The following is a 25,518-nucleotide window of genomic DNA, read 5'->3' as shown; positions in this document are numbered from 1 at the left end:
CCCCCCCCCCCCCCCCCCCCCCCCCCCCCCCCCGCCCCGCCCGCCGCGCCCCCACACGGGGCGGCGCGGCGCCGCCCCCGCCGCGCCCCGGAAGGGCGCTAACCTCCGCGCGCGACGTACGGACGCCCCCGGGGCCACGCCGCGCGCCGCGCTCACGCAATCGCGCTCACCGGCACCCGTGCGGCGCGCGGAGGCGCCCCCGCACCCTCGGCGAAGGGCAGTGCGGCGCGGGCGCCCCGCCGGCACGGTGGCGGCCACCGGCCGGCCTCACCCCTTGAGGCCGTAGAAGTGGACCGGCGAATTCGGCGTGAAGCCGATACGCGGGTAGACAGGCGTGCCCGCGACGGTCGCGTGCAGGGTGGCGCGGGTCAGGCCGGTGGCCCGGGCGCCCTCGTGGAGCGCCTTGCGCGTCACCGTCTCGCCGTAGCCCCTGCGCTCCCACTCCGGGGCCGTGGCGACCAGGACGACGAAGAGGCGCCCGTCCGCCTCCACCGTCCCGGCGCACGTCACCGGGATTCCGTCCCGCAGCCCGAGGTAGGCGTGGACCCGGTCCTTCCACATCGCGGAGCCGACCAGTCCGTCCCTGCCGTCCTCCAGGGGGAAGCCGTAAGCGCGCGAGTTGAGGTCGGCGTACGCCCGCAGGTGCTCGTCGGTGGTCACGCGCACGAACGTCAGGTCGGGGTGGGCCGGTTCCGGGACGGGGAGCAGGTCGCCGGCCATCCCGATGCCGGGGAAGGCGTACTCCAGGCCGGCGCGCTCGGCGGCGGCCCCGAGCGCCGCGCGCGCCCCGTCGTCGAGGAGGTCCTCGAAGAGCCACAGGAAGCCCGGCTGCCCCTTGGCCCGCATGATCTCCGCCGCCTGGCCCAGGCGCTGTCCGAGCAGCCGCGTGTCCGCGCCGGCCTCGGTCAGCGTGAGGCAGTTCCAGAAAGCGAACCGGCAGTCCGCCCAGCGCACCGCGATGCCGGGCAGGTCCCGCACGTCCGCGGCCGGATCCCGGTCCAGCACCATGGCGCGCCAGACCACGCTGAGCTGCTCCATCGATTCGATCGAGTCCGCGGAAACCGTCATGGGAACCCCCTGGGATCGTCGGGTCGGCGCATGCCTTCACCGGAGGAAACGAGTCCCGCGGTTCCTGGTTTCAGGGGGGCGGCCGGCTCAGGGCTCGGCGTGCAGGGGGGCGTGGTTGGCCCGGAAGAGGCGTTCGCCGCCCACCCGGAGGGTGAAGTTGCGCAGCGGGGTGGGGAGACCGCGCGTCCTGTCCCGGCGGTGGTTCTGGTCGAGCACCCACCTGATCCGCCCGGCCCGCCGGGCCTGGTAGCCGGCCAGCGCCCCGGCGATCTCCGCGCCCTCGGCCACGGCCTCGCGCACCACCTCGGCCAGGACGACGGCGTCCTCCAGCGCCATCGCCCCGCCCTGGGCCATGCTGGGCGAGCAGGCGTGGGCGGCGTCGCCGACGAGTACGGTACGGGCGCGGGTCCAGTCCGCGCTGTCGATCTCGGTCAGGGGCGCGAAGTGGGCGTCGGCGCCCTGGTCCAGCAGCTCCGTGCCGGGGGCGGTGAAGTCGGCGAACAGCGCTCGCCAGTCGCCGGACGGCGGTTCGGGCGTGCTGCTGGAGATCTCGGTGTAGCAGTAGACGCGTTCGCCGCCGAGCGGGACCGTCAGGAACGCCCGCCCGGAGTCCGCCAGGCGTACGGTCCAGTCCGCGGTCGGCCCGATCCGCGGGGACCGCGCGATGAACCGCCAGCACACCTGCCGCAGGAAGCGCGGCTCCGGCTGCTCGAACACGCTGCGCCGCACCGCCGAGTTGACGCCGTCCGCGCCGACCACCAGGTCGTACCGCTCCGTGGAACCGTCCTCGAAGGTGACGCCGCCGTCCGCGTCGGCCTGTGCGACGGCGGCGCCGAGCCGGACGGCCGAGGTGTCGAAGGCGGACCAGAGCGCCTCGTGGAGTTCCCGCCGTCCGATCGACAGGCAGTCCCCGACCTCCCCCCATATGCCGCGGAGTTCGAACTGGGACAGGACGCGCCCGCGCCGGTCCAGCAGCCGCTGCCGGGAGACGGTGTGGGCCCGCGGGGCCACCGCCGCCCCGAGCCCCAGGCGGTGCAGCGCCCGTACCGCGTTGGCGGGCAGGTAGAGGCCGGCGCCCGTGGTACGGACCGCGGTGTCGCGCTCCACCACCGTGACGTCCAGCGGCTGTTCGCGCAGGGTGTGTGCCAGGGCCAGGCCGGCGACTCCGGCACCGACGACCAGGATGCGCGGCCGGTCCTGGGCGGTTCTTCTCACTGTTCGTGTCCTTCACGGCGGTAGGGGTGGGCCGGGTAAACCCCCAGCAGGCGTACCTCGGACGAGAAGAAGTCCAGCTCCTCGAGGGCGAGGGCGACCCGGGGCTCGTCGGGGTGTCCCTCGATCTCGATGTAGAAGCGGCTTGGGTTCAGCCCGGCGCCCATCTGGTAGCTCTCGATCTTGGTGATGTTCACGGCGTTGCTGGCGAAGCCGCCCAGCGCCTTGTACAGCGCGCTGGGGATGTTCCGTACGCAGAAGAACAGGCTCGACATCGTAGGGGCACCCGTGTCCTCGGGGAGGACGGGTTCCCGGGACAGGACGACGAAGCGGGTGGTGTTGTCCGGATCGTCCTCGACGCCGGCCCGCACCACGCGCAGCCCGTACTCGCGGGCGGCGGCCGGCGGGGCCAGCGCGGCGTGCCGGGGGTCGCCGAGTTCCGCCACCTCACGCGCGGCGCCCGCCGTGTCCTGGCTGACCAGCGTCCGCCAGCCGCCCTCGCGCAGGATCTTGCGGCACTGGCTCAGGGCGTGCACATGGCTGCGGACGCACTCGATCTGCTGCGGCGTCCCGTGGGGAACGGCGACCAGGTCGAAGCGGATGGGCAGGAAGTGCTCCGCGATGATGGACAGGCCCGACCCGGGCAGCAGATGGTGCACGTCCGCGACACGCCCGGCCGCCGAATTGTCCACCGGGATCACCGCGAGGTCCGCGGTGCCCAGGGTCACCGCGTCCAGCGCCTGCTCGAAGCTCGTACAGGGCAGGCCCGTGCTGCCGGGGTGGAGGGCGGCGGTCGCGGCGGCCGAGTTGGACCCCGGCTCCCCCTGGTAGGCAACGGTGATCATGCGCCTCGGTCTCCTGCCCGTTCTGCGGTCGCCCCGGGAGCCTGCCCGGGGTCGTCCTCCGTGGTCGGAGCGCTGCGCTCCAACTCCCCTTCCCCCGCGTCGCGGTGCGGTTCCGGCACGCGGTCGGCGCGGGCGCCGGCGGACGCCCCGGCGTGCGGGGTGACGAGGACTCCACGAAGATGCCACACCGGACGGCCGGCGGGCAGGGCAAATCCCGGGGCGGCGCGGACGGCGGCGCCGCGGGCCGTCCACGGCCGGCCCCGGAGCCGCCCTCCCCGGGCGGCCGGCCCGGGGCTCGCCGGCGGCGCGGGCCGCGCGCCGCCGGCTGTTGCCGGCAGCCGCCGGCTACGGCAGGACGACCGCTCCCGGAGGAGTGGGGAGGAAGCCCGTGGCGTGGCCGTAGGCCAGATAGCGGGTCAGGACGTCGTCGGTCAGCGGCGGCAGGCGGACGCCCAGGTCCGCCACGGCCCGAGCCGTCCGGCCGGAGTCGAAGCGGCGGTGGTCGCCCGCCTCCTGCCCGGCCCCGCCCTCGTCGCCGAGGAAGAGCTGCGCGGCGTTGTCGTGCTGTGCCGCGACCCGGGCCTGCCAGTCCGCGACCGGGACGGTCCGCACCTCGTGGCCGAGGCGGGCGGCGACGTCGAAGACCCGGTCGAGACCCGGCGCTTCCGGGTTGGTCAGGTGGTACGTCCCGGCCGGAGTCCCGCCGCCGGCAGCCCCGTCGGCGGCCCCGCCGGAGGTGACCAGAGCCACAGTCGCGGCGCTGACGTAGTCGACGGGCACCCAGTCGGTCGACCCGGACGGCAGGTCCGGCACGGCCTCCGCCTGGAGGCAGCCCTTGATGAGCTGCCACAGCAGGTCCCGGTCCTGGCAGGCGCCCGTGGTGGTGTCGCCGCTGATCCGGCCCGGCCGGTAGACCGCCACCGGAAGGCCGCGCTCGCGGGCCAGGTCCACCAGCCCCTCGGCGACCCATTTGCTCTGCGCGTACCCGCCGGGCAGCGCGGACGCCGGACCGCTGGGGGTCGACTCCGTGATGACGGCGGGACCGGAGCCCGCGGCCGGGGCGAAGACGCTCGTGGTCGAGACGTAGTGCAGCCCGGGGGAGGCGGAGTCGGCGAGCAGCCGCAGCAGTTCCTCGGTGCCGGCGACGTTGGGCGCGCGCAGATCGCCGTAGCCGGCGACGAAGTTGACCCGGGCGCCGTTGTGCAGCACCGGGCCGAGGCGGCGGACGAGCGCCGTCCGCGCCTCGGGGGACAGGCCGAGCCCGGGGGCGGCGAGATCGCCGGGGACCGGGTGGATCAGCCGGGCGTACGAGGGGCGCCACAGGCCGTAGCGCTCCAGGTTGGCCCGGAGCCGGTCGGCCGCGTGCCGGTCGCTGTCGGCGCGTACCAGGCAGTCGACCGGGCCGCCGGTGGTCTCGATGAGGTCGCGCAGCAGGAACGCGCCGAGGAATCCGGAGGCCCCGCTCAGCAGCGGCCGGGCAGAGGGGCGGTGGGCGGGGGCGGGCCGGCCGGCGGCGGTGATGCCCTCGGCGAGGCGGACCTCGGCGGCGAGGTCCGGTACGGCGACCTCCTCCGCGCCCCGCACTGCGCCGCCCGGCTCCCCCTCGCCCAGGAGGCGGTCGATGCCCGCGACCGTGGGCGCCGAGAACAGCGCCCGCAGGGACAGCCGCGTGCCGCACCTCTCCTCGATGCGCTGGGCCAGGGTCACCGCCAGCAGGGAGTGGCCCCCGAGGGCGAAGAAGTCGTCCTCGACGCCGACCGCGGTCACGCCGAGCGTCTCGGCGAAGGCCGCGGCCAGGGCCCGTTCGCGGCCGGTGCGCGGCGCGCGGCCCCCGGCGGGTCCGGTCCGCCCGGGCGCGGGCAGCGCGCGCAGGTCGGTCTTGCCGTTGGGGGTGAGGGGCAGCGCGTCCAGGCTCAGATACGCGGAGGGCACCATGTGGTCGGGCAGGGCGGACGCCAGGTGGGCGCGTATCGCGGCCTCGTCCGGTCCCGCCGCCCCCTCGGCCGGCACGGTGTACGCGACCAGGCGCCGGTCGCCCGGCAGGTCCTCGCGGACGACCGCGCAGGCCGCGGCGATGCCGGGCAGGGCGGTCAGCGCGGCCTGGATCTCGCCGAGTTCGATGCGGAAGCCGCGCAGCTTGACCTGGTCGTCCACGCGGCCGATGTAGGCCAGGCCCGCCTCGCCCGTCCAGCGCACCAGGTCGCCGGTGCGGTACATCCGGCCGCCCGCGGGGTCGAACGGGTCGGCCACGAAACGCGATGCGGTCAGCGCGGCCCGGCCGAGGTAGCCGCGGGCCACCCCGGCGCCCGAGACGTACAGTTCGCCGACGACGCCGGGCGGCACGGGGGCCAGCCGGTGGTCGAGGACGTGCACGCGCGCGCCGTCGACGGGGACGCCGATGGGCACGGTGCGGTCGGGGGCGAGCGGTCCCTCCGCGTGCTGGACGGCGCTCATGGTGGCGCAGACGGTGGTCTCGGTCGGGCCGTAGGCGTTGACGACGGACCGGTCCTGCGCCCAGCCGCGCACCAGGGCCGGTGTGCAGGCCTCGCCCGCGAGGACGACGGTGATCCCGGCGGGCAGCGACCCGGGCGGCATCACGGCGAGCGCGGCGGGCGGCAGCGTGAGGTGGGTGATGCCCCGGTCGCGGACCTGCGCGGCGAGGGCGGCGCCGGGCAGCAGCGCGTCGCGCGTGTCGATCTCCAGGCAGGCGCCGCAGAGCAGCCCCATGCACAGGTCCCAGAAGGCGGCGTCGAAGCTGACCGAGGCCATCTGCAGGACCCGGCTGCCGGGTACGACGCGCAGCCGGTCGCGCTGCGTCGCGGCCATCGCGCCGACGCCCCGGTGCGTCACGACGACGCCCTTGGGGCGGCCGGTGGAGCCTGACGTGTAGATGACGTACGCCGGGTGCGCCGGAAGCGGGGCCGCGGGCGCGGCCTGCGGCCCCTGGTCGCCGATGTACAGGTACGGCACGTCGGTCGCCGGGAGGCGGTCGCGGACGGCGGGGGTGGTGAGGAGCAGCCGCGGCCGGGCGTCGTCGAGCATGTAGGACAGCCGCTGGGCGGGGTAGTCCGGGTCGAGCGGTACATAGGCCGCGCCCGCCTTGAGGACGGCGAGCAGGGCCACGGCGAGTTCGCGGTCGCGCGGCAGGGCGACGGCCACCCGCTCCTCGGGCCGCACCCCGAGAGCCGCCAGACGCTGCGCGAGGGCGTCGGCGCGCGCGTCGAGTTCCCGGTAGGTCAAGGTGGCGGCGGCGTCGCGCACGGCCGGGGCGTCCGGGGTGCGCAGGACCCACCGGGCGAACAGCTCGGGCACGGTGGCGGCGGGCATTTCCTCGGCCGGCCCGGTCCCCTGGACGGCGAGGCGTTCGCGCTCCGCGGGGGTGAGCACGTCGTAGGCGCGCAGTCGGCGGCCGGGGTCGGCGGTGACGTCGGTGAGCAGCAGGACGAGCCGCTCGGCGAGGCCGCGCACGGTGCTCTCGTCGAAGAGGTCCGTGGCGAAGTCGACGGACGCCCGCATCCCGGCGCCGCCGCCGTCGTGGGTCTCGGTGAAGGTGAACGACAGGTCGAACTTGCTGGCCGCCAGCTCGGCCGGCACTCCGGCGGCGGTGAGGCCCGGCAGGTCGACCGGAGCGGCGGGTGAGTGGTTCTGCAGGACGAGCATGGTCTGGAAGAGCGGGTGGTGGCTCTGCGAACGTGCCGGGTTGAGGAGTTCCACCAGGCGCTCGAAGGGCACGTCCTGGTGCGCGTACGCCGACAGGTCGGTGTCCTTCACCCGGTCCAGGAGTTCCAGGAAGGTGGGATCACCGGCCAGGTCGGTGCGCAGCACGAGGGTGTTGACGAAGAAGCCGACCAGGCCGGTGGCGGCCTCGTCCGTACGCCCGGCGATCGCCGTGCCCAGCGGGATGTCGTCGCCCGCGCCATGACGGGACAGCACGAGTGCGAGCGCGGCCTGGAGCACCATGAAGACGCTGCACCCGCTGGCCCGCGCGAGGTCGCCGATCCGCCGGGCGGTGTCGCGCGTGATGGTGAAGTCGAGGGTGGCGCCGGTGTGCCGGGGCACGGCGGGGCGCGGCCGGTCGAAGGGCAGCTCGATCATCTCCGGCAGCCCGTCCAGCGCCTGCCGCCAGTAGCCGAGCTGACGTGCCACCAGGCTGTCGGCGTCGTGCTCGTCGCCGAGCAGCCGCCGTTGCCAGAGGGTGTAGTCGGCGTAGTCGACGGGCAGTTCGGCCCACGTCGGTGCCTCGCCGCGGGTACGGGCGCGGTAGGCGGCGCCGAGGTCGGCCGCCAGCGGCGCCAGCGAGGAGCCGTCGGCGGCGATGTGGTGGATCACCAGGACCAGGACGTGGGTGTCGTCGGCCAGCCGCAGCAGGGTCGCCCGCAGCGGCAGCCGGCGTTCGATGTCGAGCGGCTCGGCGACGGCGACCGCGATGCGGTCGTGCAGTTTGTCCGCGTCGACGGCCTCGGGGACGAAGGGGACCCGGACGTCGTCCGGGGCGGTGACGAGCTGGCACGGGCCGCCGTCGCGTTCGGGGAAGACGGTGCGCAGCGCGGAGTGCCGGACCACGATGTCGTGCAGGGCCTGGCGCAGGGCGCCGGTGTCGAGCGGCCCGTCGAGGCGTACGGCGAAGGGGACGTTGTAGGTCGCGGACGGCCCTTCGAGGCGGTGCAGGAACCACAGGCGCTGCTGGGCGTAGGACAGCGGGAGGACGGCGGGGCGCTCCTGCGGGACCAGGGCGGGGCGGGCCGGGCGGCCCGCGTCCTCCAGGGCTGCGGCCAGCGCGGCGACGCTGGGGTTCTCGAAGACGGTACGGATCTCGGTCTCGGTGCCCAGCGCGGCACGGATACGGCCGGCGAGGCGGGTGGCGAGCAGGGAGTGGCCGCCCAGCGCGAAGAAGTCGTCGTCGGGACCCACCACCTCGGTGCCGAGCACATCGGCGAACAGCCCGCAGAGGATCTCCTCGTAGGCGCCACGGGGCGGGCGGCCCGCCGCTGCGGCCCGCCGTACGGGCGCGGGCAGGGCCGCCCGGTCGAGCTTGCCGTTGGCGGTCAGCGGCAGCGCGTCCAGCAGGTGGACGGCGGCCGGCACCATGGGGGCGGGCAGACGCCGTCCCACGTGCGCGGCGAGCTGCCCGGGATCCGGGGCGGCGCCGGGCGCCGGGACGACGTAGGCGGTGAGCGTGCGGTCGCCCGGCAGGTCCTCGCGGACCAGGACGCACGCGGACCGCACCGCGGGGTGGGCGCGCAGCACCGCCTCGATCTCGCCGGGCTCGATGCGGTGGCCCCGCAGCTTGATCTGCTGGTCGGCCCGGGAGACGTACTCCAGCACGCCGTCGGCGCCCCACCGTACGAGATCCCCTGTGCGGTACATCCGCGTCCCCGCGCCCGCGAAGGGATCCGCCACGAAGCGCGTGGCGGTCAGACCGGGGCGCCCCAGATAGCCGCGCGCGACGCCGGGGCCCGCGACGTACAGCTCGCCCTCCGCGCCGGACGGCACCGGGCGCAGCGACGCGTCCAGGACGTAGGTGCGTACGCCGTCGAGCGGGCGCCCGATGGGAGGTACGCCGTCGCCGTGTTCGGGTCCGACGTGCTGGAGGGTCGCGAAGGTCGTCGTCTCGGTGGGTCCGTAGACGTTGAGGACGGTGGTGCCGGGGTGGTCGGCGGCCAGGCGCTGCAGGACGCCGGGCGCGGCGGCCTCACCGCCGCTCGCCACCAGGCGGAGCAGACCGAGCGCGCCGGGGTCGGTCTCGGCGATGACGTTGAGGAGCGCCGTCGTCACGAACGCCGCCGTCACACCGTGCCGCGCCACCAGATCCCGCAGCGCGGCGGGTTGCAGGGCGCCCTCGGGCGCGACGACCACCCGGCCGCCGTTGAGCAGCGGCGTCCAGATCTCGAAGGTGGAGGCGTCGAAGACGTAGGCCGAGTGCATCAGGACGGCGTCCGCCACCCCGCCGCCCCAGGCGCGGTCGGCCGCGAGAGCCGCGATGTCCGCGTGGCAGACCCCGACGCCCTTGGGCAGGCCGGTGGAGCCCGAGGTGAACATCACGTAGGCGAGCCCGGAGCCGCCGCCGGCGGCCGGGAGGGCGCCGGGCGCGGCGGGGCCGCCGGCGCGGACGCGGCCCGCCGCGTCGACGGTCACCACGGTGACGTCGGCGCCGAGGTCCCGCACCCACGGGTGGGTGGCGTGGGCCTCGTCCACGACCAGGAAGCGCAGGCCCGCCACCTCGGCGACCCGGTCGAGCCGTTCGGCCGGCCACGTCGGGTCGAGGGGGACATAGGCGGCGCCCGCGCGCAGCGCGGCCACCGAGGCGGTGACCACGGCGGCCGAGCGGCCCAGGAGGATGCCGACGCCGTCCTCGGCGCCGCTGCCGAGCCCGCGCAGCGCGCCGGCCAACTCGTCGGCCAGCCGGTGCAGTTCGCCGTACGTCAACTGCTCGCCCGCGCCGCACACCGCGACCGCGCCGGGATGCCGCTCCGCGTGCCGGACGACGGCGTCGCCGAGCGCGGCCCCGGTGGCACCGGGTGGCAGCGCGGCGCCGCGTCCCCGGGCCAGCAGCGCGTCGCGCTCGCCGTCGAGCAGGAAGGGAAGCGCGTCGGCGCGGGTGTCGAGCCCGTCCGCCAGCGCCGTCAGCAGCCGCCGCATCCGGGCGACCGCGCGGACCGCCTCATCGCCGCCGAGGGCGGAGGGCCGGTGACCGAAGGTGATCCGCAGGCGGTCGCCGGGGGCGACGGTCACGGTGAGCGGGTAGTGCGCCGCGTCCGTGCCGGCCACGCCGGTCACGGTGAGGTCCGGCAGGTTCTGCCGCGCCGAGCGCAGGGCCTCGGCGTCCATCGGGTAGTTCTCGAACACCAGCAGCGTGTCGAAGAGTTCGTCCAGGCCGGTGACCGCGCGTATGTCGGTCAGGCCCACGTGCTGGCTGCCCAGCAGCCGGCTCTGCTCCTCCTGCAGCCGGGTCAGCAGCGCCGCCAGGGTCTCGCCGGGCAGCGGGCGCACCCGTACCGGGACGGTGTTGATGAACAGGCCGACCATCGACTCGATCCCGGGTATCTCCGGCGGGCGGCCGGAGACGGTGGTGCCGAACAGGACGTCCGGGCGGCCGGTGAGATGCGCAAGCAGCAGCCCCCAGGCGCCCTGGACCAGGGTGTTGAAGGTCAGCCGGTGGGCGCGGGCGGTCTCCCGCAGCCGGCGGGTGGTGGCCTCGTCCAGGTCGAGGACCAGGGTCTCGGGCAGTTCGCCGGTGCCTGCGGCGGCGCTCCCGGCCACGGGGCTCCGGCGCCCGGCGAGCAGGGTCGGGGCCTCGATGCCGGCCAGCGCGGTGCGCCAGGCGTCCAGGGCGGCGGGGCGGTCCTGCGCGGCCAGCCAGGCGAGGTAGTGACGGAAAGGGGCGACGCGCGGCAGGGCGCTGTCGTCGCCCCCGCTCGCGTACAGCTCGAACAGCTCGCGCACCAGCAGCGGCATGGACCAGCCGTCGAGCAGGATGTGATGGCTCGTCATGACCAGCCGGTAGCGCCGGTGGGCGGTGCGTACCAGGGTGAACCGCATCAGCGGCGGGGTGCCCAGGTCGAACCTGCGGGCGCGGTCGGCGGCGAGGAAGGCCGCGAGGCGGTTCTCCGCGGTCTCCGCCGTCTCCGCGCCGTCCGCCCCGGCCAGGTCCAGTTCCTCCAGCGGCACCCGCACCTCGGCCGCCACCGCCTGCACGGGCTCGTCGAGATCCTCGTACAGGAAGCCCGCGCGCAGATTGGCGTGCCGGCGCAGCAGCGTGGCGATGGCGGCGCGCAGCGCGCGGACGTCGGCGCCGCCTTCGAGGTCGAAGACGAACTGCGCGGTGTAGACGTCCACCGAGCGCGTGTCGTACAGCGCGTGGAAGAGCATCCCCGCCTGCGTCGGCGTCAGCGGGAGGATGTCCTCCAGTTGGAACCCGGTCACTTGCGTCCACCCCACTTGTTCTGCAGTCGGTCGATCTGGGCCTGGTTGAGTGAGACCAGCGGAAGGTCGGACGGCGTCCAGCCGCCCGCGTCGGGACGTTCCGCGTGCTCTGCGACCGCGCGCAGCGCGCGGGTGAACAGGCCGGACAGGGATTCCACGTCCTCCTCCGCGAGCAGGTCGCCCGGCCAGGTCCAGCGGGTCACCAGGCGCGGTCCTTCCGGCAGGTCCTCGGTGTGCGCGTTGATGTCGAGGACGTGGTGCACGGGCATGTCCGGGTCCTGGCTGCGCGGCCCGCCGCCGTCGAGCACCACCTCCCAGTCGGGCGTGGCGCGGCCCGCGGCCTCGTGCGAAGCGGCGTAGCGGCCCAGGTAGTTGAAGCCGATCTCGGGTTCCGGCAGGCCGGCGAGCCGGGCGCGGGCGGCCGGGTTGAGGTGGCGCAGCATCCCGTAGCCGACACCGTGGTCGGGGATGGTCCGCAACTGCTCCTTGACGCGTTTGATCGCGCCGTCGACCAGCGCGCCGCCGAAGGGCTGCGGGCCGCGCGGATCGACCGGGCCGGGGTCGAGCCGGACCGGGTAGAGGCTGGTGAACCAGCCGACCGTACGGGACAGGTCGAGGTCGTCGGCGATCTGCTCGCGGCCGTGGCTCTCCAGGTGGAGCAGCACACCCCTGGTGCCCGGCCCCGCGGCGCCGTCCCGCTCGGCGTACCAGGCGCTGACGGCCAGCGACAGCGCCGTGAGCAGGACGTCGTCCACGCCGGCGTGGAAGGCCGCGGGCACGGTGGTGAGCAGCGGCTCGGTCCAGGTGGCGGGCAGCCGGGTGGTGAGGGTGGCGGTCCGCTCCGCGGTGTCCAGCTCGGGGTCGAGCGGCCGGTGTCCCAGCCGCGTCACGGCCGTACCCGGCATCCCTTCCCACAGGGGGAGTTCGGCTTCGCGGTCCGCGCCGCGCGCCTGGGCCGCGAGCAGTTGCGCCCAGTGCCGGTAGGACGTGCCGACGGCGGGCAGCCCCGCCGGCGAGGACGGCTCGGCAGCCGGGCCGCCGTCTGCGGTCGCGGCCTGCCAGGCGGTGGCGAGGTCGGCGGCGAGGATGCGCCAGGAGACCGCGTCGACGGCCAGGTGGTGCACCACCAGCAGGAGCCGGCCCTGCGCGCGGGGTCCCGCGTCGCACCAGACGGCCTCGACCACTTCCCCCCGCGCGGGCCGCAGCCTGGCGCGGGCCTTCTCGCCCGCCTCGGTGACGGCCGCGCGCATCCCGGCGGCGTCGAGCCCCGCGGCATCGACGCGGGTGAAGTGCCGGCGGACCTCCACCGCGCCGGCCGGCAGGACCTCGAGGACCGGTTCGCCGCCGCCGTCGCGCACGACCCGCAGCCGCAGCGTGTCGTGGTGGTCGACCAGGTGCTGGAGGCACGCGACGAGGGCGTCCTCGTCCGCGCCCGCCGGAGTGCGCAGCACCCCGGACTGGTTGTAGCCGTCGGTGGCGCCCGGCCGCTCCAGGAACCAGGCGGCGATGGGCGTCGGCGGCATCGGCCCCGTACCGGGCACCGACGGCGCGGCGGTGTCCCGGTCCGCCCCGGTGGCGGCTGCCGCGATGGCCTCGGGGGTGCGGTGGACGAAGATGTCGCGCGGGCTGACGCCGAGGCCGGCCTCGCGGACCCGGCTGACCAGCTGGATGGACAGGATGCTGTCGCCGCCGAGGGCGAAGAAGTCGTCGTCGGCACGGACGCTGTCCACGCCCAGGACGGCGGCGAAGACCTCGCACAGCACGCTCTCCCGTGCGGTACGCGGCTCCCCGCCGGGCCGGGCCGCGGCCCGCACCGGGGCGGGCAGCGACTTCCGGTCGGTCTTGCCGTTGGGCAGCAGCGGCAGGGCGTCGAGGGACACGAAGACGGCCGGCACCATGTACGCCGGCAGCGCCGACGCCAGCCCGGTGCGTATCTCGTCCTCGGCCGGCGCGGGGGCGCCGCCCTTCCCGGCTGCGACCGTATAGGCGACCAGGCGCCGTTCGCCCGGCCGGTCCTCGCGGACCACGACGCAGGCGGCGGCGACGGTGTCCAGCGCGGTGAGGGCGGCCTCGATCTCGCCGGGCTCGATGCGCAGCCCGTTCAGCTTGACCTGGTCGTCGGCGCGGGAGACGTAGCAGAGCACGCCGTCGGCGTCCCGCCGGACCAGGTCGCCGGTGCGGTACATACGGGTGCCGCGCGGACCGTAGGGGTCGGCGACGAACCGCGCGGCGGTCAGCCCCGGGCGCCGCAGATAGCCGCGGGCCAGACCGTCGCCCGCGAGGTACAGCTCGCCGGTCACCCCCGGCGGCACCGGCAGCAGGCGGCTGTCGAGCACATAGGCGCGGGTGTTGTCGACGGGACGCCCGAGCGGCACGTACGACGCGCCGGCCCCCGCACCGTGATACCGCTGTGCGGTGGCGTCGATCGTCGCCTCGGTCGGGCCGTACAGATTGTGCACCTCGGCCCGCCAGGCGCCGGCGACCTGTTCGGCCAGCGCCACGGGCAGCGGTTCGCCGCCGCACAGGACGGCCCGCAGGGTGCCGGGCGCCGCGCCGGGACCGGTCTCGGCGAGGACGACGGCAAGGTGCGAGGGCACGAACTGGGCGATGGTCACGCCCGCCTCGCGCATCCGGGCCGTCAGGGCGCGCGGGTCGTGGTTGAGCGCGGGCGGCACCGGGCAGGTCGAGCCGCCGTGCAGCAGCGGCAGCCAGGTCTCCCAGACCGACGCGTCGAAGCTCGGCGAGGTGCGGGCCAGGACCCGGTCGTCGTCGGTGAGCCGCAGGTGGTCCGCCATCCAGGCCATGTGATTGGTCAGCGAGGCGTGGGTGACGGCGACGCCCTTCGGCTGCCCGGTGGAGCCGGAGGTGTGGATGACGTACGCCAGGTCCCGCGGGTCCGGCGCGACGGCGGGCGCCGTGGCGCCGGTGGACCAGGCGGCCCGGTCGCCGATGTCGAGCGCGGGTACGCCCCGGTCGGCCACCGGGGCCGGTACGGCGCCGCGGGTGACCACGACAGCCGGACGGGCGTCGTCCAGCATGTGGGCGACCCGGGCGGCGGGGTAGTCGGGGTCGACCGGCAGCCCGGCGGCGCCGGCCTTGGCGACCGCCAGCATGGCGATCACCTGGTCGGCGGTGCCGGGCACGGCCAGCGCGACCAGGTCGCCGCGGCCGATGCCGCGCGTGTGCAGATGGTGCGCCAGATCGTCGGAGAGCGCGTCGAGTTCCGCGAAGGTCAGGGTGCGCTCGCCGTCCCGTACGGCCACCGCCCCCGGGGTGCGCGAGCACTGGGCGCGGAAAGCCTCCGGCACCGTCCGCGCCGCCACCGCCCGGTCGGCGCCGTGCCCGGTGCGGGCCAGGCGCGCCTGCTCGGCGGCGTCCAGGACCGCCGCGGCGTGCACCCGCTGACCCGGGTCTGCCGCGAGTGCGCCGAGCAGCCGGGTCAGCCGGGCCGCCAGGTCGTGCGCGGTGGAGCCGTCGAACAGCTCCGTGGAGAATTCCAGGACGCCGTCCAGCCCGGCGGGCCGGCCCCCGGCGTCGCGGGTCTCGGAGAAGGTGAAGGTCAGGTCGAACTTGCTGATGCCGGTGTGCACCGCCTGCGCGGTCGCCGTCACCCCCGGCAGGTCCACGACGGCCCCCGCCTGGTTCTGCAGCGTCAGCATGGTCTGGAACAGCGGGTGGTGGTTCTGCGCGCGGACCGGGCTGAGGGAGTCCACCACGCGCTCGAAGGGCACGTCCTGGTGGGCGTAGGCGGCCAGGTCGAACGCCCTGACCCGGTCGAGCACCTCGTCGAAGGTGGGGTCCCCGGTCAGGTCGGTGCGCAGCACGAGGGTGTTGACGAAGAAGCCCACCAGGTCGTCGAGTGCCTCGTCGGTACGCCCCGCCACCGGGGTGCCGAGCGGGATGTCCTCCCCGGCGCCGTGCCGGGACAGCAGCACCGACACGGCCGCCTGGAGCACCATGAACAGGCTGCACCCGCGGGCGTGCGCCAGCTCCGCCAGCGCCCGGTGGGTGCCGGTGCCGACCGTGAAGCCGAAGGCGTCGCCCCGGTACGCGGTGACGGCCGGGCGCGGCCGGTCGTAGGGCAGGTCGAGCACATCGGGGGCGCCGGCCAGCGCGGTGCGCCAGAAGTCCAGCTGGCGGGCGGCCTGGCTGCCCGGGTCCTCCTCGTTGCCGAGCAGGTCGCGCTGCCAGAGGGTGTAGTCGGCGTACTGGACGGCCAGTTCCGTCCAGCCGGGCTCCTCCCCTTCGAGACGGGCCCGGTAGGCCGTTCCCAGGTCGCGCACCAGCGGGGCGAAGGACCAGCCGTCGCCCGCGATATGGTGGACGACCAGCACCAGGACATGGGCCTCGGCGCCCAGCCGCAGCAGCCGTGCCCGCAGCGGGATCTCGGCGCTCACGTCGAAGGCGTGCGCCACCTCGGCGGCCACGACCGCGTCCAGGCGGTCGGCGTCGGTGTCCAGCGGCGCCAGGTCCAGAGCGATCCCGCCGGCGTCCACCACGACCTGGCGCGCCACACCGCCGGTGTCGGGGAAGACGGTGCGCAGGCTCTCGTGCCGCTCCGCGACGTCCCCGAGCGCGCTCTCCAGGGCGTCCGCGTCGAGCGGGCCGTCCAGGCGGAGCACCAGCGGCACGTTGTAGGTGGCGCTTGGTCCTTCGAGCCGGTTGAGGAACCACAGGCGCTGCTGGGCGAAGGACAGCGGCAGCGGATCCGGGCGGTCCGCGGCCCGCTCCAGCGGGGTCCTGGCCTGCTCCGCGCCGTCCAGCGACGCGGCGAGCAGCGCCGGTGTGGGCTGCTCGAACACCGCCTTGACCTGCACCTCCACCCCGAGGACGGTGCGCAGCCTGGCGGCGAGCCGGGTGGCGAGCAGCGAGTGCCCGCCCCGGGCGAAGAAGTCGTCGTCAGGACCCACCGCGGCCACGCCGAGGACATCGGCGAACAGCCCGCACACGATCTCCTCGCGGGCGGTGCGGGCCGCGCGGCCCGGCGCCGGCGCCTCGGTGCCGGGCGCGGGCAGGGCGCGGCGGTCCACCTTGCCGTTGGCGGTCAGCGGCAGCGCGTCCAGCAGGACAAAGGCGGACGGCGTCATGTAGGCGGGCAGCGACCCGCCGACGATACGGGCGAGGTCGGCGGGGTCGGGGCGCGCTCCGGCGCCGGGGACCACGTACGCGACGAGCCGCCGGTCGCCGGGGACGTCCTCGCGCACGACGGCGAAGGCGTCGGCGACGCCCTCGCCCGCGGCCAGTACGCCCTCGATCTCGCCGAGTTCGATGCGGTAGCCGCGCAGCTTGACCTGGTCGTCGGCGCGGCCGACGTAGCAGATCTGCCCGTCGGGCGACCAGCGCACGAGGTCGCCGGTGCGGTACATGCGCGAGCCCGCCGGGCCGAACGGGTCGGCCACGAAGCGCGCGGCGGTCGGTCCCGGCCGCCCGGTGTACCCGCGCGCCACCCCGTGTCCCGCCAGGTACAGCTCGCCCACGACACCCGGCGGGACCTGGCCCAGCTGGCCGTCGAGCACGTACAGCCGCATGCCGTCCAGCGGGCGGCCGATCGGGGGCGGTCCGGCCGGCAGGTCGGCCGCCACCTGGTAGCGGGTCGCGAAGGTGGTGGTCTCGGTGGGGCCGTAGACGTGCAGCACGCGCAGCCCCGGTGAGGCGGCGGCCACCCGCTGCATGGCGTCGGGGGAGGCCAGTTCCCCGCCGGCGCAGACGACCCGCAGACCGGTGAAGACGCCTGGATCGGTCTCGGCGAGGACGTTGAACAGCGCCGTGGTCAGGAACATCGCGGTCACGCCGTGGTCGTGGACGAGGTCGCCGAGGATGCTCGGCTCCAGAGCCCCCTCGGGCGCGACGACGACCCGGCCGCCGGTGAGCAGCGGCGTCCAGATCTCGAAGGTGGAGGCGTCGAAGACGTACGCCGAGTGCATCAGCACCGCCTGTGCGGCGCCGTCGTGCCAGGCGGAGTCGGCGGCCAGCGCGGCCACGTCGGCGTGGCTGACACCGACGCCCTTGGGCAGGCCGGTGGAGCCGGAGGTGAACATCACGTAGGCCAGCGCTGCCGGGTCCGGCACGGCGGCCGGCGGCGCCGGACGGTCCGGCCCGCCGCGCAGGATCCGGCCGAGCCGGTCCACGACCACGACCGGCATCCGGCGGGCCGCCGCGGTCACCCAGGGCGAGCCGGCGGCGGCCTCGTCGACGACGAGCATCCTCAGGTCCGCCACCTCGGCGACCCGGTCGAGCCGTTCGCCGGGCCAGCGCGCGTCGAGCGGGACGTAGGCACCGCCGGCGCGGACCGCGCCGAGGGACGCGGACACCACGGCGGGGGAGCGTTCGAGCAGCACCCCGATCCTGCTCTCGCGGCCCGCGCCGAGCCCGGCCAGGGCGCCGGCGAGGTCGGCGGAGATCCGGTCGAGCCGGGCGTAGCTGAGGGCGTCGGCGCCGGTTGCCGCCACGGCCACGGCGCCGGGTGTGCGCTGCGCCTGGGCGGCGAAGAGCGCGGGCAGGCCCGGCCGCACGGTGCGGGCGGGCAGGGCGCCGCCGTTGCCCCACCGGGTGACGCGGTCGTGCTCGTCCGGCGCCATCAGGTCGTACGCCGCCAGCGGCAGTCCGTGGTCGGCGGTCACCTGGTCCAGGAGCCGGACGAGGCGGTCCGCGAGGGTTTCGACGGTGCCGCGGTCGAAGAGCGCGGTGGCGTACTCGATCCCGGCGCTCAGGCCGCCCTCGCCGTCCTGCCCGGTGAAGGCGAAGGTGAGGTCGAACTTGCTCAGCCCGTTGTGCACGAGCCGGTCCTCGACGGTGAGGCCCGGCATGTCGGGGCGGGCGGTCTCCTGGTTCTGCAGGACGAGCATGGCCTGGAACAGCGGGTGGTGGTTGCGCGACCTGACGGGGTTGAGGCTCTCCACCAGACGTTCGAAGGGGACGTCCTGGTGCGCGTAGGCCGCCAGGTCGAACTCCCTTACCCGTAGCAGCAGTTCGCGGAAGGTCGGGTTGCCGGACAGGTCCGTGCGCAGGACCAGGGTGTTGACGAAGAAGCCGACCAGGTCCTCCAGCGCCTCGTCCGTACGGCCGGCGACCGGTGAGCCGAGCGCGATGTCCTCGCCCGCCCCGTGCCGGTGCAGCAGGGCGGACACCGCGGCCTGGAGCACCATGAACAGGCTCGTCCCCGACTCCCTGGCCAGCCGCAGCAGCCGGGAGTGCAGGTCCTGCGGGACCACGAAGGCGTGGACGGCGCCCCTCGGGTCGGTGACGGCCGGCCGCGGCCGGTCCAGCGGCAGGTCGATCACTCCCGGCAGCCCCTCCAGGGCGCTGTGCCAGTGGTCGAGCTGCTCGCGCAGCACGCTGTGCTCGCCGCCGCCGTCCGCCAGGAGGGCGTGCTGCCACAGGGTGTAGTCGGCGTACTGGAGCACGCCGCCGGCCGGCTCTTCCGGCTTGCGCCCGGCGAGGACGTCCCGGTAGGCGTCGCCGAGGTGGCGGGCGAGCGGGGCCAGCGACCAGCCGTCGGCCGCGATGTGGTGCAGGACGAGCACCAGGAGGTGGTGGCCGGGCGCGGAGCGCAGCAGGCGGGCGCGCAGCGGCGGATCGGTGACCACGTCGAAGGGCTCGCGTACCGCGTCCAGGACGGCCGCCTCCAAAGCGCCGGGCGCCGTGCTCTCGACGGGCAGCAGGGGCGTGGCCGCGGCGGCCGGCAGGACGGACTGGCAGGGCACGCCGTCCCGCTCGGGGAAGACGGTGCGCAGCGTCTCGTGCCGTTCCACGACGTGGCCCAGGGCGGCCCGCAGGGCGTCGGTGTCCAGGTCGCCGTGGAGTTCGAGGACGAGCGGGAGGTTGTAGCCGGAGTTCGGGCCTTCGAGCTGGTCGAGGAACCACATGCGCTGCTGGGCGAACGACAGCGGCAGCGGGTCGGGCCTGAGCGCGGCGGCCGTCACCGCCGGACGGGTCCGCCCCGACGTGTCGAGGACGCGCGCCAGGCTCTCGACCGTGGGGTGCTCGAAGAGGGTGCGTACGGCCATGTCGGCGCCCAGCACGGTCCTGACGCGGCTGACGAGGCGCATGGCGAGCAGGGAGTGCCCGCCGAGGTCGAAGAAGTCCTCGCGCGGCCCCACCGAGGGCCGTTGCAGGATGTCGGCGAATATCCCGGCGAGCAGGTCCTCCTGCGGGGTGCGCCGTCCGGGACCGGCGGCGGAGTCGGTGTCCCCCGCGGGTTGGGGCAGCGCGCGCCGGTCCACCTTGCCGTTGGGCAGCAGCGGGAGGGCGTCCAGGACGACGACGCTGCCGGGCACCATGTGGCGCGGCAGCGCCCCGGCCAGGGCGTCGCGCAGCGCGCCGGGACCGGGGGCCGGGCCGTCGACCACGGCGTAGCCGACGAGGCGGCGCTGACCGGGCAGGTCCTCACGGATCAGGGCGCAGGCGGCCGTGACGCCCGGGCACGCCAGCAGCCCGGCCTCGACCTCGCCCAGCTCGATGCGGAATCCGCGCAGCTTGACCTGGTCGTCGGCGCGGGACACGTAGTCGAGCAGCCCGTGCCGGTTCCACCGCACACGGTCGCCCGTCCGGTACATACGGGAGCCGGCCTCGAAGGGGTCGGCGACGAAACGTGCGGCGGTGAGCCCCGGGCGGCGCAGGTAGCCGGTGGCGAGGTTGGGTCCTGAGACGTACAGCTCTCCGGTGACACCGGGCGGCACCGGCCGCAGCCGGTCGTCCAGGACGTAGCCGCGCATGGAGTCGACGGGGCGGCCGATCGGCACGGCCTCGGACGACGGGCGGCCCGCGGCCTCGCCGGTACGCTGCCGGGCACCGCTCTCCCGCGCCGGGCCGCCGACGCGGTGGGCGGTCACGTCGATCGTCGCCTCGGTGGGGCCGTAGAGGTTGTGCGCCTCGGCCTGCCACACCGCGGCGATGCCGTCGGCGACGGTACGCGGCAGCGGCTCGCCGCCGCACAGGACGGCGCGCAGCGCGGGCAGCGCCGGGCCCTGTGCCGCCTCGCTGAGGACCAGCGCCAGGTGGGAGGGCACGAACTGGGCGACGGTGACGGCGAACCGGCTCATCCAGGAGACGAGGGCGCCGGGCTCCTGATTGGCCTCGGACGGCAGAACGCAGACCTCGGCCCCGTTCATCAGCGGCAGCCACAGCTCCCAGACGGAGGCGTCGAAGCTGCTGGAGGTGCGGGCCAGGACCCGGTCGTCCGGGGTGATGTCCAGGTGCCGTGCCATCCAGGCCATGTGGTTGGCCAGCGCCGCGTGCGGCACGACCACGCCCTTGGGCCGGCCGGTGGAGCCGGAGGTGTAGATGACGTACGCGGGGTCCGCCGGGCGGGGCGGGCCCGGCAGCGGCGCGGCGGGCTCCGCAGGCCGGGCGGTGGCGTCGTCCACGGCCAGCCACGGCAGGTCGCCGGCGGGCAGGCCGGGGCGTAAGTCCGCGGTGGTGAGCAGCAGGACGGGCCGGGCGTCGTCCAGCATGTGCCGGATACGGGCGGCCGGATACTGCGGGTCGACGGGCAGGTAGGCGGCGCCGGCGCGCAGCACGGCCAACTGGGCCACGACGGTGTCCACCGACGGCGCCGCGGCCAGTGCCACCAGGTCCTGCCGGCCGACCCCGCGCTCGCGCAGCACCCGTGCGAGGGCGTCGGCGCGGGCGTCGAGCGCGGCGTAGCTGAGGCTGCCGTGCGCGTCGCGCACGGCCGTGGCGCCGGGCGTGCGGGCGGCCTGCTCCCTGACCGCCTCGGGGGCGGTGAGCACCGGCAGCGGCTGCTCCTGGCCCCTGCCCAGCGCCAGAAGGCGGTCCCGCTCGCCGGGCGCGAGGGGGTCCAGGCGGCTGACGGCCAGCCCGGGGTCGGCCACGGCCTGCGCCAGGACGCGGGTGAAGCGGTCGCACAGGGCGCCCGCGGTGGCCGCGTCGAAGAGGTCGGTGGCGTACTCCAGATAACCGCTGAGGCCGCCGGCGCCCTCCGCCGTGCCGCCGTCCTCGCCGGTGCCCGGGTTCTCCCGCGTCCCGGGCATCCGGCGGGCCTCGGCCAGGGAGAGCGTCAGGTCGAACTTGCTGACGCCGGTGTGCCGGGACCGGTCGTGCACGGTGACACCGGGCAGGTCGAGTTCCGCCCGCCGCTGGTTCTGCAGGACCAGCATGGTCTGGAACAGCGGGTGGTGGCCGCCGGACCGCTCGGGGTTGAGCGCCTCCACCAGCCGTTCGAAGGGGACGTCGCTGTGGCTGAAGGCGGCGAGGTCGAACTCCGCCACCCGGCCGAGCAGTTCGCGGAAGGTCGGGTCGCCCGACAGGTCCGCGCGCAGCACGACGGTGTTGACGAAGAAGCCGACCAGGTCGTCCAGGGTCTCGTCGGTACGCCCGGCCACCGCGGTGCCGAGCGGGATGTCGGTGCCGGCCCCGTGGGCGTGCAGGGTCGCCGCGAGGGCCGCCTGGAGCACCATGAACGGGGTGCAGCCCGCGGCCCGGGCGAGCCGGACGAGTCCCGCGTGCACGGGGGCGGGGATGTCGAAGAAGTGGGCGTCGCCCCGGTAGGTGGGCGCGGCCGGCCGGGGCCGGTCGGCGGGCAGGTCGAGGACGTCGGGGACGCCGTCCAGCGCCTTCCGCCAGAAGGCGAGCTGGCGTGCTGTCAGGCCCGCCTCGTCCTCGCCGCCCAGCAGTTCGCGCTGCCAGAGCGTGTAGTCCGCGTACTGCACGGGCAGGGCGGGCCAGTCGGGCTCACCCCCGCCGGCGGACCTGGCGCGGTAGGCGGCGCCGAGGTCCCGGCACAGCGGGGCCAGCGACCACCCGTCGGCGACGACATGGTGCAGGACGAGCACCAGGATGTGGCGTTCGGGCGCGGGCCGCAGCAGGTGGGCGCGTACGGGCGGATCGGCGGCCAGGTCGAAGGGCGCGGCGGTCAGCCTGCGCACCGCCTCCCGCGACCACTCCTCGGCGTCCTGCCCGGCCGGTGGGTCCTCGATGACGAGCGGGGGGTGCCCGGCGGCGCGGGCCGCGTCGAGGATCACCTGCCGGGGGACGCCGTCGTGTTCGGCGAAGACGGTGCGCAGGCTCTCGTGCCGGGCGATCACGTCGGCCATCGCGTCACGCAGCCTGCCGGCGTCCAGCTGCCCTTCGAGTTCCAGGACGAGCGGGACGTTGTAGGTGTCGCCCGCGCCTTCCGAGCGGTTGAGGAACCACAGGCGCTGCTGGGCGAAGGACAGCGGCAGCGGGTCGGGACGCCGCCGCGCAACGAGCGCGGGCCCTGCCCCCGCCGCGTCGCCCAGGGCCGCGGCGAGCGAGGCGACCGTGGGGTTGTCGAAGAAGGTCCGCAGGTCGACCTCGGCGCTCAGGGCGGCCCTGACCCGGCCGATGAGCCGGGTGGCGAGCAGGGAGTGGCCGCCCAGCGAGAAGAAGTTGTCGTCTGTCCCGACGGCGGGCACATCGAGCACGTCGGCGAACAGGCCGGCCAGCACCTCTTCCCGCGAGTCGCGCGGGCCGCGCCCCACGGCCGCGGTGACCCGCGGAGCGGGCAGCGCACGCCGGTCGACCTTGCCGTTGGCGTTGAGCGGCAGCGCGTCGAGGGCGACGAAGGCGGAGGGCACCATGTAGGCGGGCAGGGAGCGGGCCACCCGGCGGGCCAGCGCCGGCTCGTCGAGGCGGGCGCCGCGGGCCGGCACCGCATAGGCGACGAGCCGCCGGTCACCAGGGGTGTCCTCGCGCACCATGACGCACGCGGCGGACACGTCGGGTCCTGCGAGCAGGGTGTTCTCGATCTCGGAGGGCTCGATACGGAATCCGCGCAGCTTGACCTGCCCGTCGGCCCGCCCGACGTAGTCGACCTCGCCGTCCGCGGTCCAGCGCGCGAGGTCGCCGGTGCGGTACATCCGGTGGCCGTGCCCCTCGAACGGGTCGGCCACGAAGCGGGCGGCGGTCAGCGCCGGGCGGTCCAGATAGCCGCGGGCGACGCCCCGGCCGCCCACGTACAGCTCGCCGGTCACGCCGGGCGGCACCAGGCGCAGGTCGCCGTCGAGCACGTACAGCCGCATCCCGTCGAGCGGCACGCCGATGGGCGGCACGCCGGCGGGGGAGGCGCCGACCGGGCGGCGGGCGGCGAAGGTCGTGGTCTCCGTGGGTCCGTACGCGTGCAGGACCTGAGTGCCGGGCAGCGCGGCGGCGACCCGCTGCATCAGGTGGCGGGAGGCGGCCTCGCCGCCGGCGCTGACCAGGCGCATCCCCGCGAAGGCCGCGGGGTCCGCCTCGGCGACGAGGTTGAAAAGGGAGGTCGTCAGGAAGGCCGCGGTCACCCCGTGCCGCTCCACCAGGTCCCGCAGGTCGCGCGCCTCCAGGACGGGGCCGGGCGCGACGACCACCCTGCCGCCGTTCAGCAGCGGCGCCCACATCTCGAAGGTGACGGCGTCGAAGACGTAGGCCGAGTGCAGCAGGACCGCGTCGGACACCCCGCCGGCCCACGCCGAGTCGGCCGCCAGCGCGAGGACGTCGGCGTGGGTGACCCCGACGCCCTTGGGCAAGCCGGTGGAGCCGGAGGTGAACATCACGTACGCGAGCCGGTCGCCGCGCAGGGCCGCCGGCAGGCGGCCCGGCCGCGGCGGGGGGGGGGGGGCGGCCGCCCCGGCCGCGGCGGACCGCCGCGGACGATCCCGCCGCGGCGGTCCACGACGATCACCGGCAGGTCGGCGGCGAATTCCTTCACCCACGGCTCCCCGGCGGCGTCCTCGTCGGCCACCAGGGCGCGCACCCGGCCGATCTCCGTCACGCGGCCGAGCCGTTCACCCGGCCACCCCGCGTCCATCGGCACGTACGCGGCTCCCGCGGACAGGACGCCGAGCGTGGCGGCCACCAGGGCCGCCGAGCGGCCCACGACGACACCGACGCCGTCCTCGGCGTCCAGCCCCCAGCCGGACAGCGCGCCCGCGAGTCCGTCCGCCGACCGGGCCAGCTCCCGGTACGAGAGCGGCCCCGCGCCGTCCACCACGGCGGTGGCGTCAGGGGTGCGCCGGGCCTGCGCGGAGAAAGCTTCCGGCACGCTCGCGGCCGCGGCCGGCGCGGACAGGTCGGCGCCGCGCCCCTGGGCGAGCAGGACCCCGGCGGCGTCGTCGCCGAGGAGCGGGAGGTCGCGCAGCGGCGTGTCGGCGTCCGCGTCCGCGAGCCCGGTCAGGAAGAACAGGACGGCCTGCTGGTGCAGATGCACGTCGTCCGGGTGGTAGAGCCCGGGCTCGGCGTCGAGGCCGATCAACGGTCCGGTGCCCTCGGCCCGTTCGCAGACGAACAGGGACACGTTGTCGACCGGGCCGAGGGACAGCACGCGGGAGGTGGCGGGGCTGCCGGCGAAGTCCAGGCCGTAGTTGTAGCCCATGACGTTGACGATGACGTCGGTCAGCTCCGCCACGGGGTCGGTGATGTTCAGCTCGCGGGCGAGCTGTTCGCGGGAGAAGCGCCGGTGGCGCAGCGCGCCGCGCATCTCGGCGGCGGCGGCGCGTATGAGGCCGCCGACCGTCGTGTGCGCGGCGAGGTCCAGGCGTACGGGCAGGATGTTGGCGGTCATACCGGCGATGTGGCGCTTGCCGCCGTGGCGGCCGTTGGAGGCGATACCGACGATGACGTCCTGCCGCCCGGTGGTGCGCCCGACATAGGCGGCCAGGGCCGCCACCAGAACGGCGCTCCAGTTGGTGCGGCCCGTGGAGGCCAGCCGTCTCAGTCCGTCATGGACCTCGATGGGCAGCGTCTTGCCGGCGTACAGCCGGAAGTCCGCCGCGATCGGTGCGGTGCCCGCGGGTGCGTCGGTGCGCCGCCGGACGAAGACCGTGTCCGACGCCTGCGTGTCCGCGGCTTTCCCCGCCGCCCGGTCGGCGAACCTGGCGGTCCAGTAGGCGCGGTCGGTCTTGTACTGCTCCGAGCCGAGGTACGCCGTCTCGTCGTCCACCAGGTCGCGCACGGAGCCGGCGGGCAGTTCGACCGCGCCGAGGTCCTCGCCGCGCACTGCACGCGCGTAGAAGTCGGCGACGGTACGGGCGAGCACCGAGCCGCCGAGCCCGTCGATCGCGATGTGGTGGTAGCGGATGTACCAGTAGTGCAGCTGCGGGCCGAGGCGCAGCAGCGCGAAGTGGTGCCGCGGGGCGTCGAGCCGGTCGACGGTGGCCGTGTCGGCGGCCATGTAGTGCTCGGCCTCGGCGGCGGGGTCCTGCGCGCCCGACAGGTCGACACGGCGGAGCCGGCCGTTCCCGGTGGAGGAGCGGCCGGCGACGCGCTGGCGTACGACGCCGTCCTCGACGGCGAACTCGACGTTGAGGCTGTCGTAGCGGGCGACGGCCTCGTCGACCGCGACGGCGAACAGCGCCTCGTCCAGGCCGCCGCGTATCTCCAGGCATTCGGAGATGTTGTATTTGGGACTGTCCGGCTCGACCTGCTGCCCGTACCACACGCCACGCTGGGCCATGGTCAATTCGAAGTATTCCTGGGGCGTCTGATCCGCCAGGGAAGAGATCTCCTCATGCAT

6 protein-coding genes are annotated in these 25,518 nt (G+C 75.6%); all 6 read right to left on the bottom strand.

Going from position 1 to position 25,518, the window contains the following annotated elements:
* Window positions 1-267: 267 nt before the first annotated feature.
* The 6 genes from V7E46_RS01975 to V7E46_RS01950 all read right to left on the bottom strand — a co-directional run bounded on the left by V7E46_RS01975 (window position 268) and on the right by V7E46_RS01950 (window position 25,518).
* A complete protein-coding gene (locus V7E46_RS01975; protein WP_333766771.1) occupies window positions 268-1,068 on the bottom strand; it encodes a GNAT family N-acetyltransferase in 801 nt (266 codons plus the stop codon).
* An 87-nt stretch (window positions 1,069-1,155) separates the two neighbouring features.
* On the bottom strand, window positions 1,156-2,283 hold the full coding sequence (locus V7E46_RS01970) for an FAD-dependent oxidoreductase (protein WP_333766770.1): 1,128 nt from the start codon (window positions 2,281-2,283) through the stop codon (window positions 1,156-1,158).
* Entirely contained in the window at window positions 2,280-3,125 is an 846-nt protein-coding gene (locus V7E46_RS01965) for a prephenate dehydratase (RefSeq protein ID WP_333766769.1), read from the bottom strand. Before V7E46_RS01965 ends, V7E46_RS01970 begins: the two co-directional genes overlap by 4 nt.
* 345 nt (window positions 3,126-3,470) lie before the next feature.
* Window positions 3,471-11,048 (bottom strand): amino acid adenylation domain-containing protein, encoded by a 7,578-nt coding sequence (locus V7E46_RS01960; protein WP_333766768.1) that lies wholly within the window; start codon window positions 11,046-11,048, stop codon window positions 3,471-3,473.
* Complete coding sequence (locus V7E46_RS01955; RefSeq protein ID WP_333766773.1) at window positions 11,045-23,557, bottom strand: amino acid adenylation domain-containing protein; 12,513 nt, start codon at window positions 23,555-23,557, stop codon at window positions 11,045-11,047. Before V7E46_RS01955 ends, V7E46_RS01960 begins: the two co-directional genes overlap by 4 nt.
* On the bottom strand, window positions 23,557-25,518 hold the full coding sequence (locus tag V7E46_RS01950) for a condensation domain-containing protein (RefSeq protein ID WP_333766767.1): 1,962 nt from the start codon (window positions 25,516-25,518) through the stop codon (window positions 23,557-23,559). Before V7E46_RS01950 ends, V7E46_RS01955 begins: the two co-directional genes overlap by 1 nt.

It is taken from the genome of Streptomyces sp. IBSBF 2435 (assembly GCF_036815005.1).
Lineage (GTDB): Bacteria > Actinomycetota > Actinomycetes > Streptomycetales > Streptomycetaceae > Actinacidiphila.
Note: the sequence above shows the minus strand (reverse complement) of the source record. Positions and strands in the feature narration are given on the sequence as shown.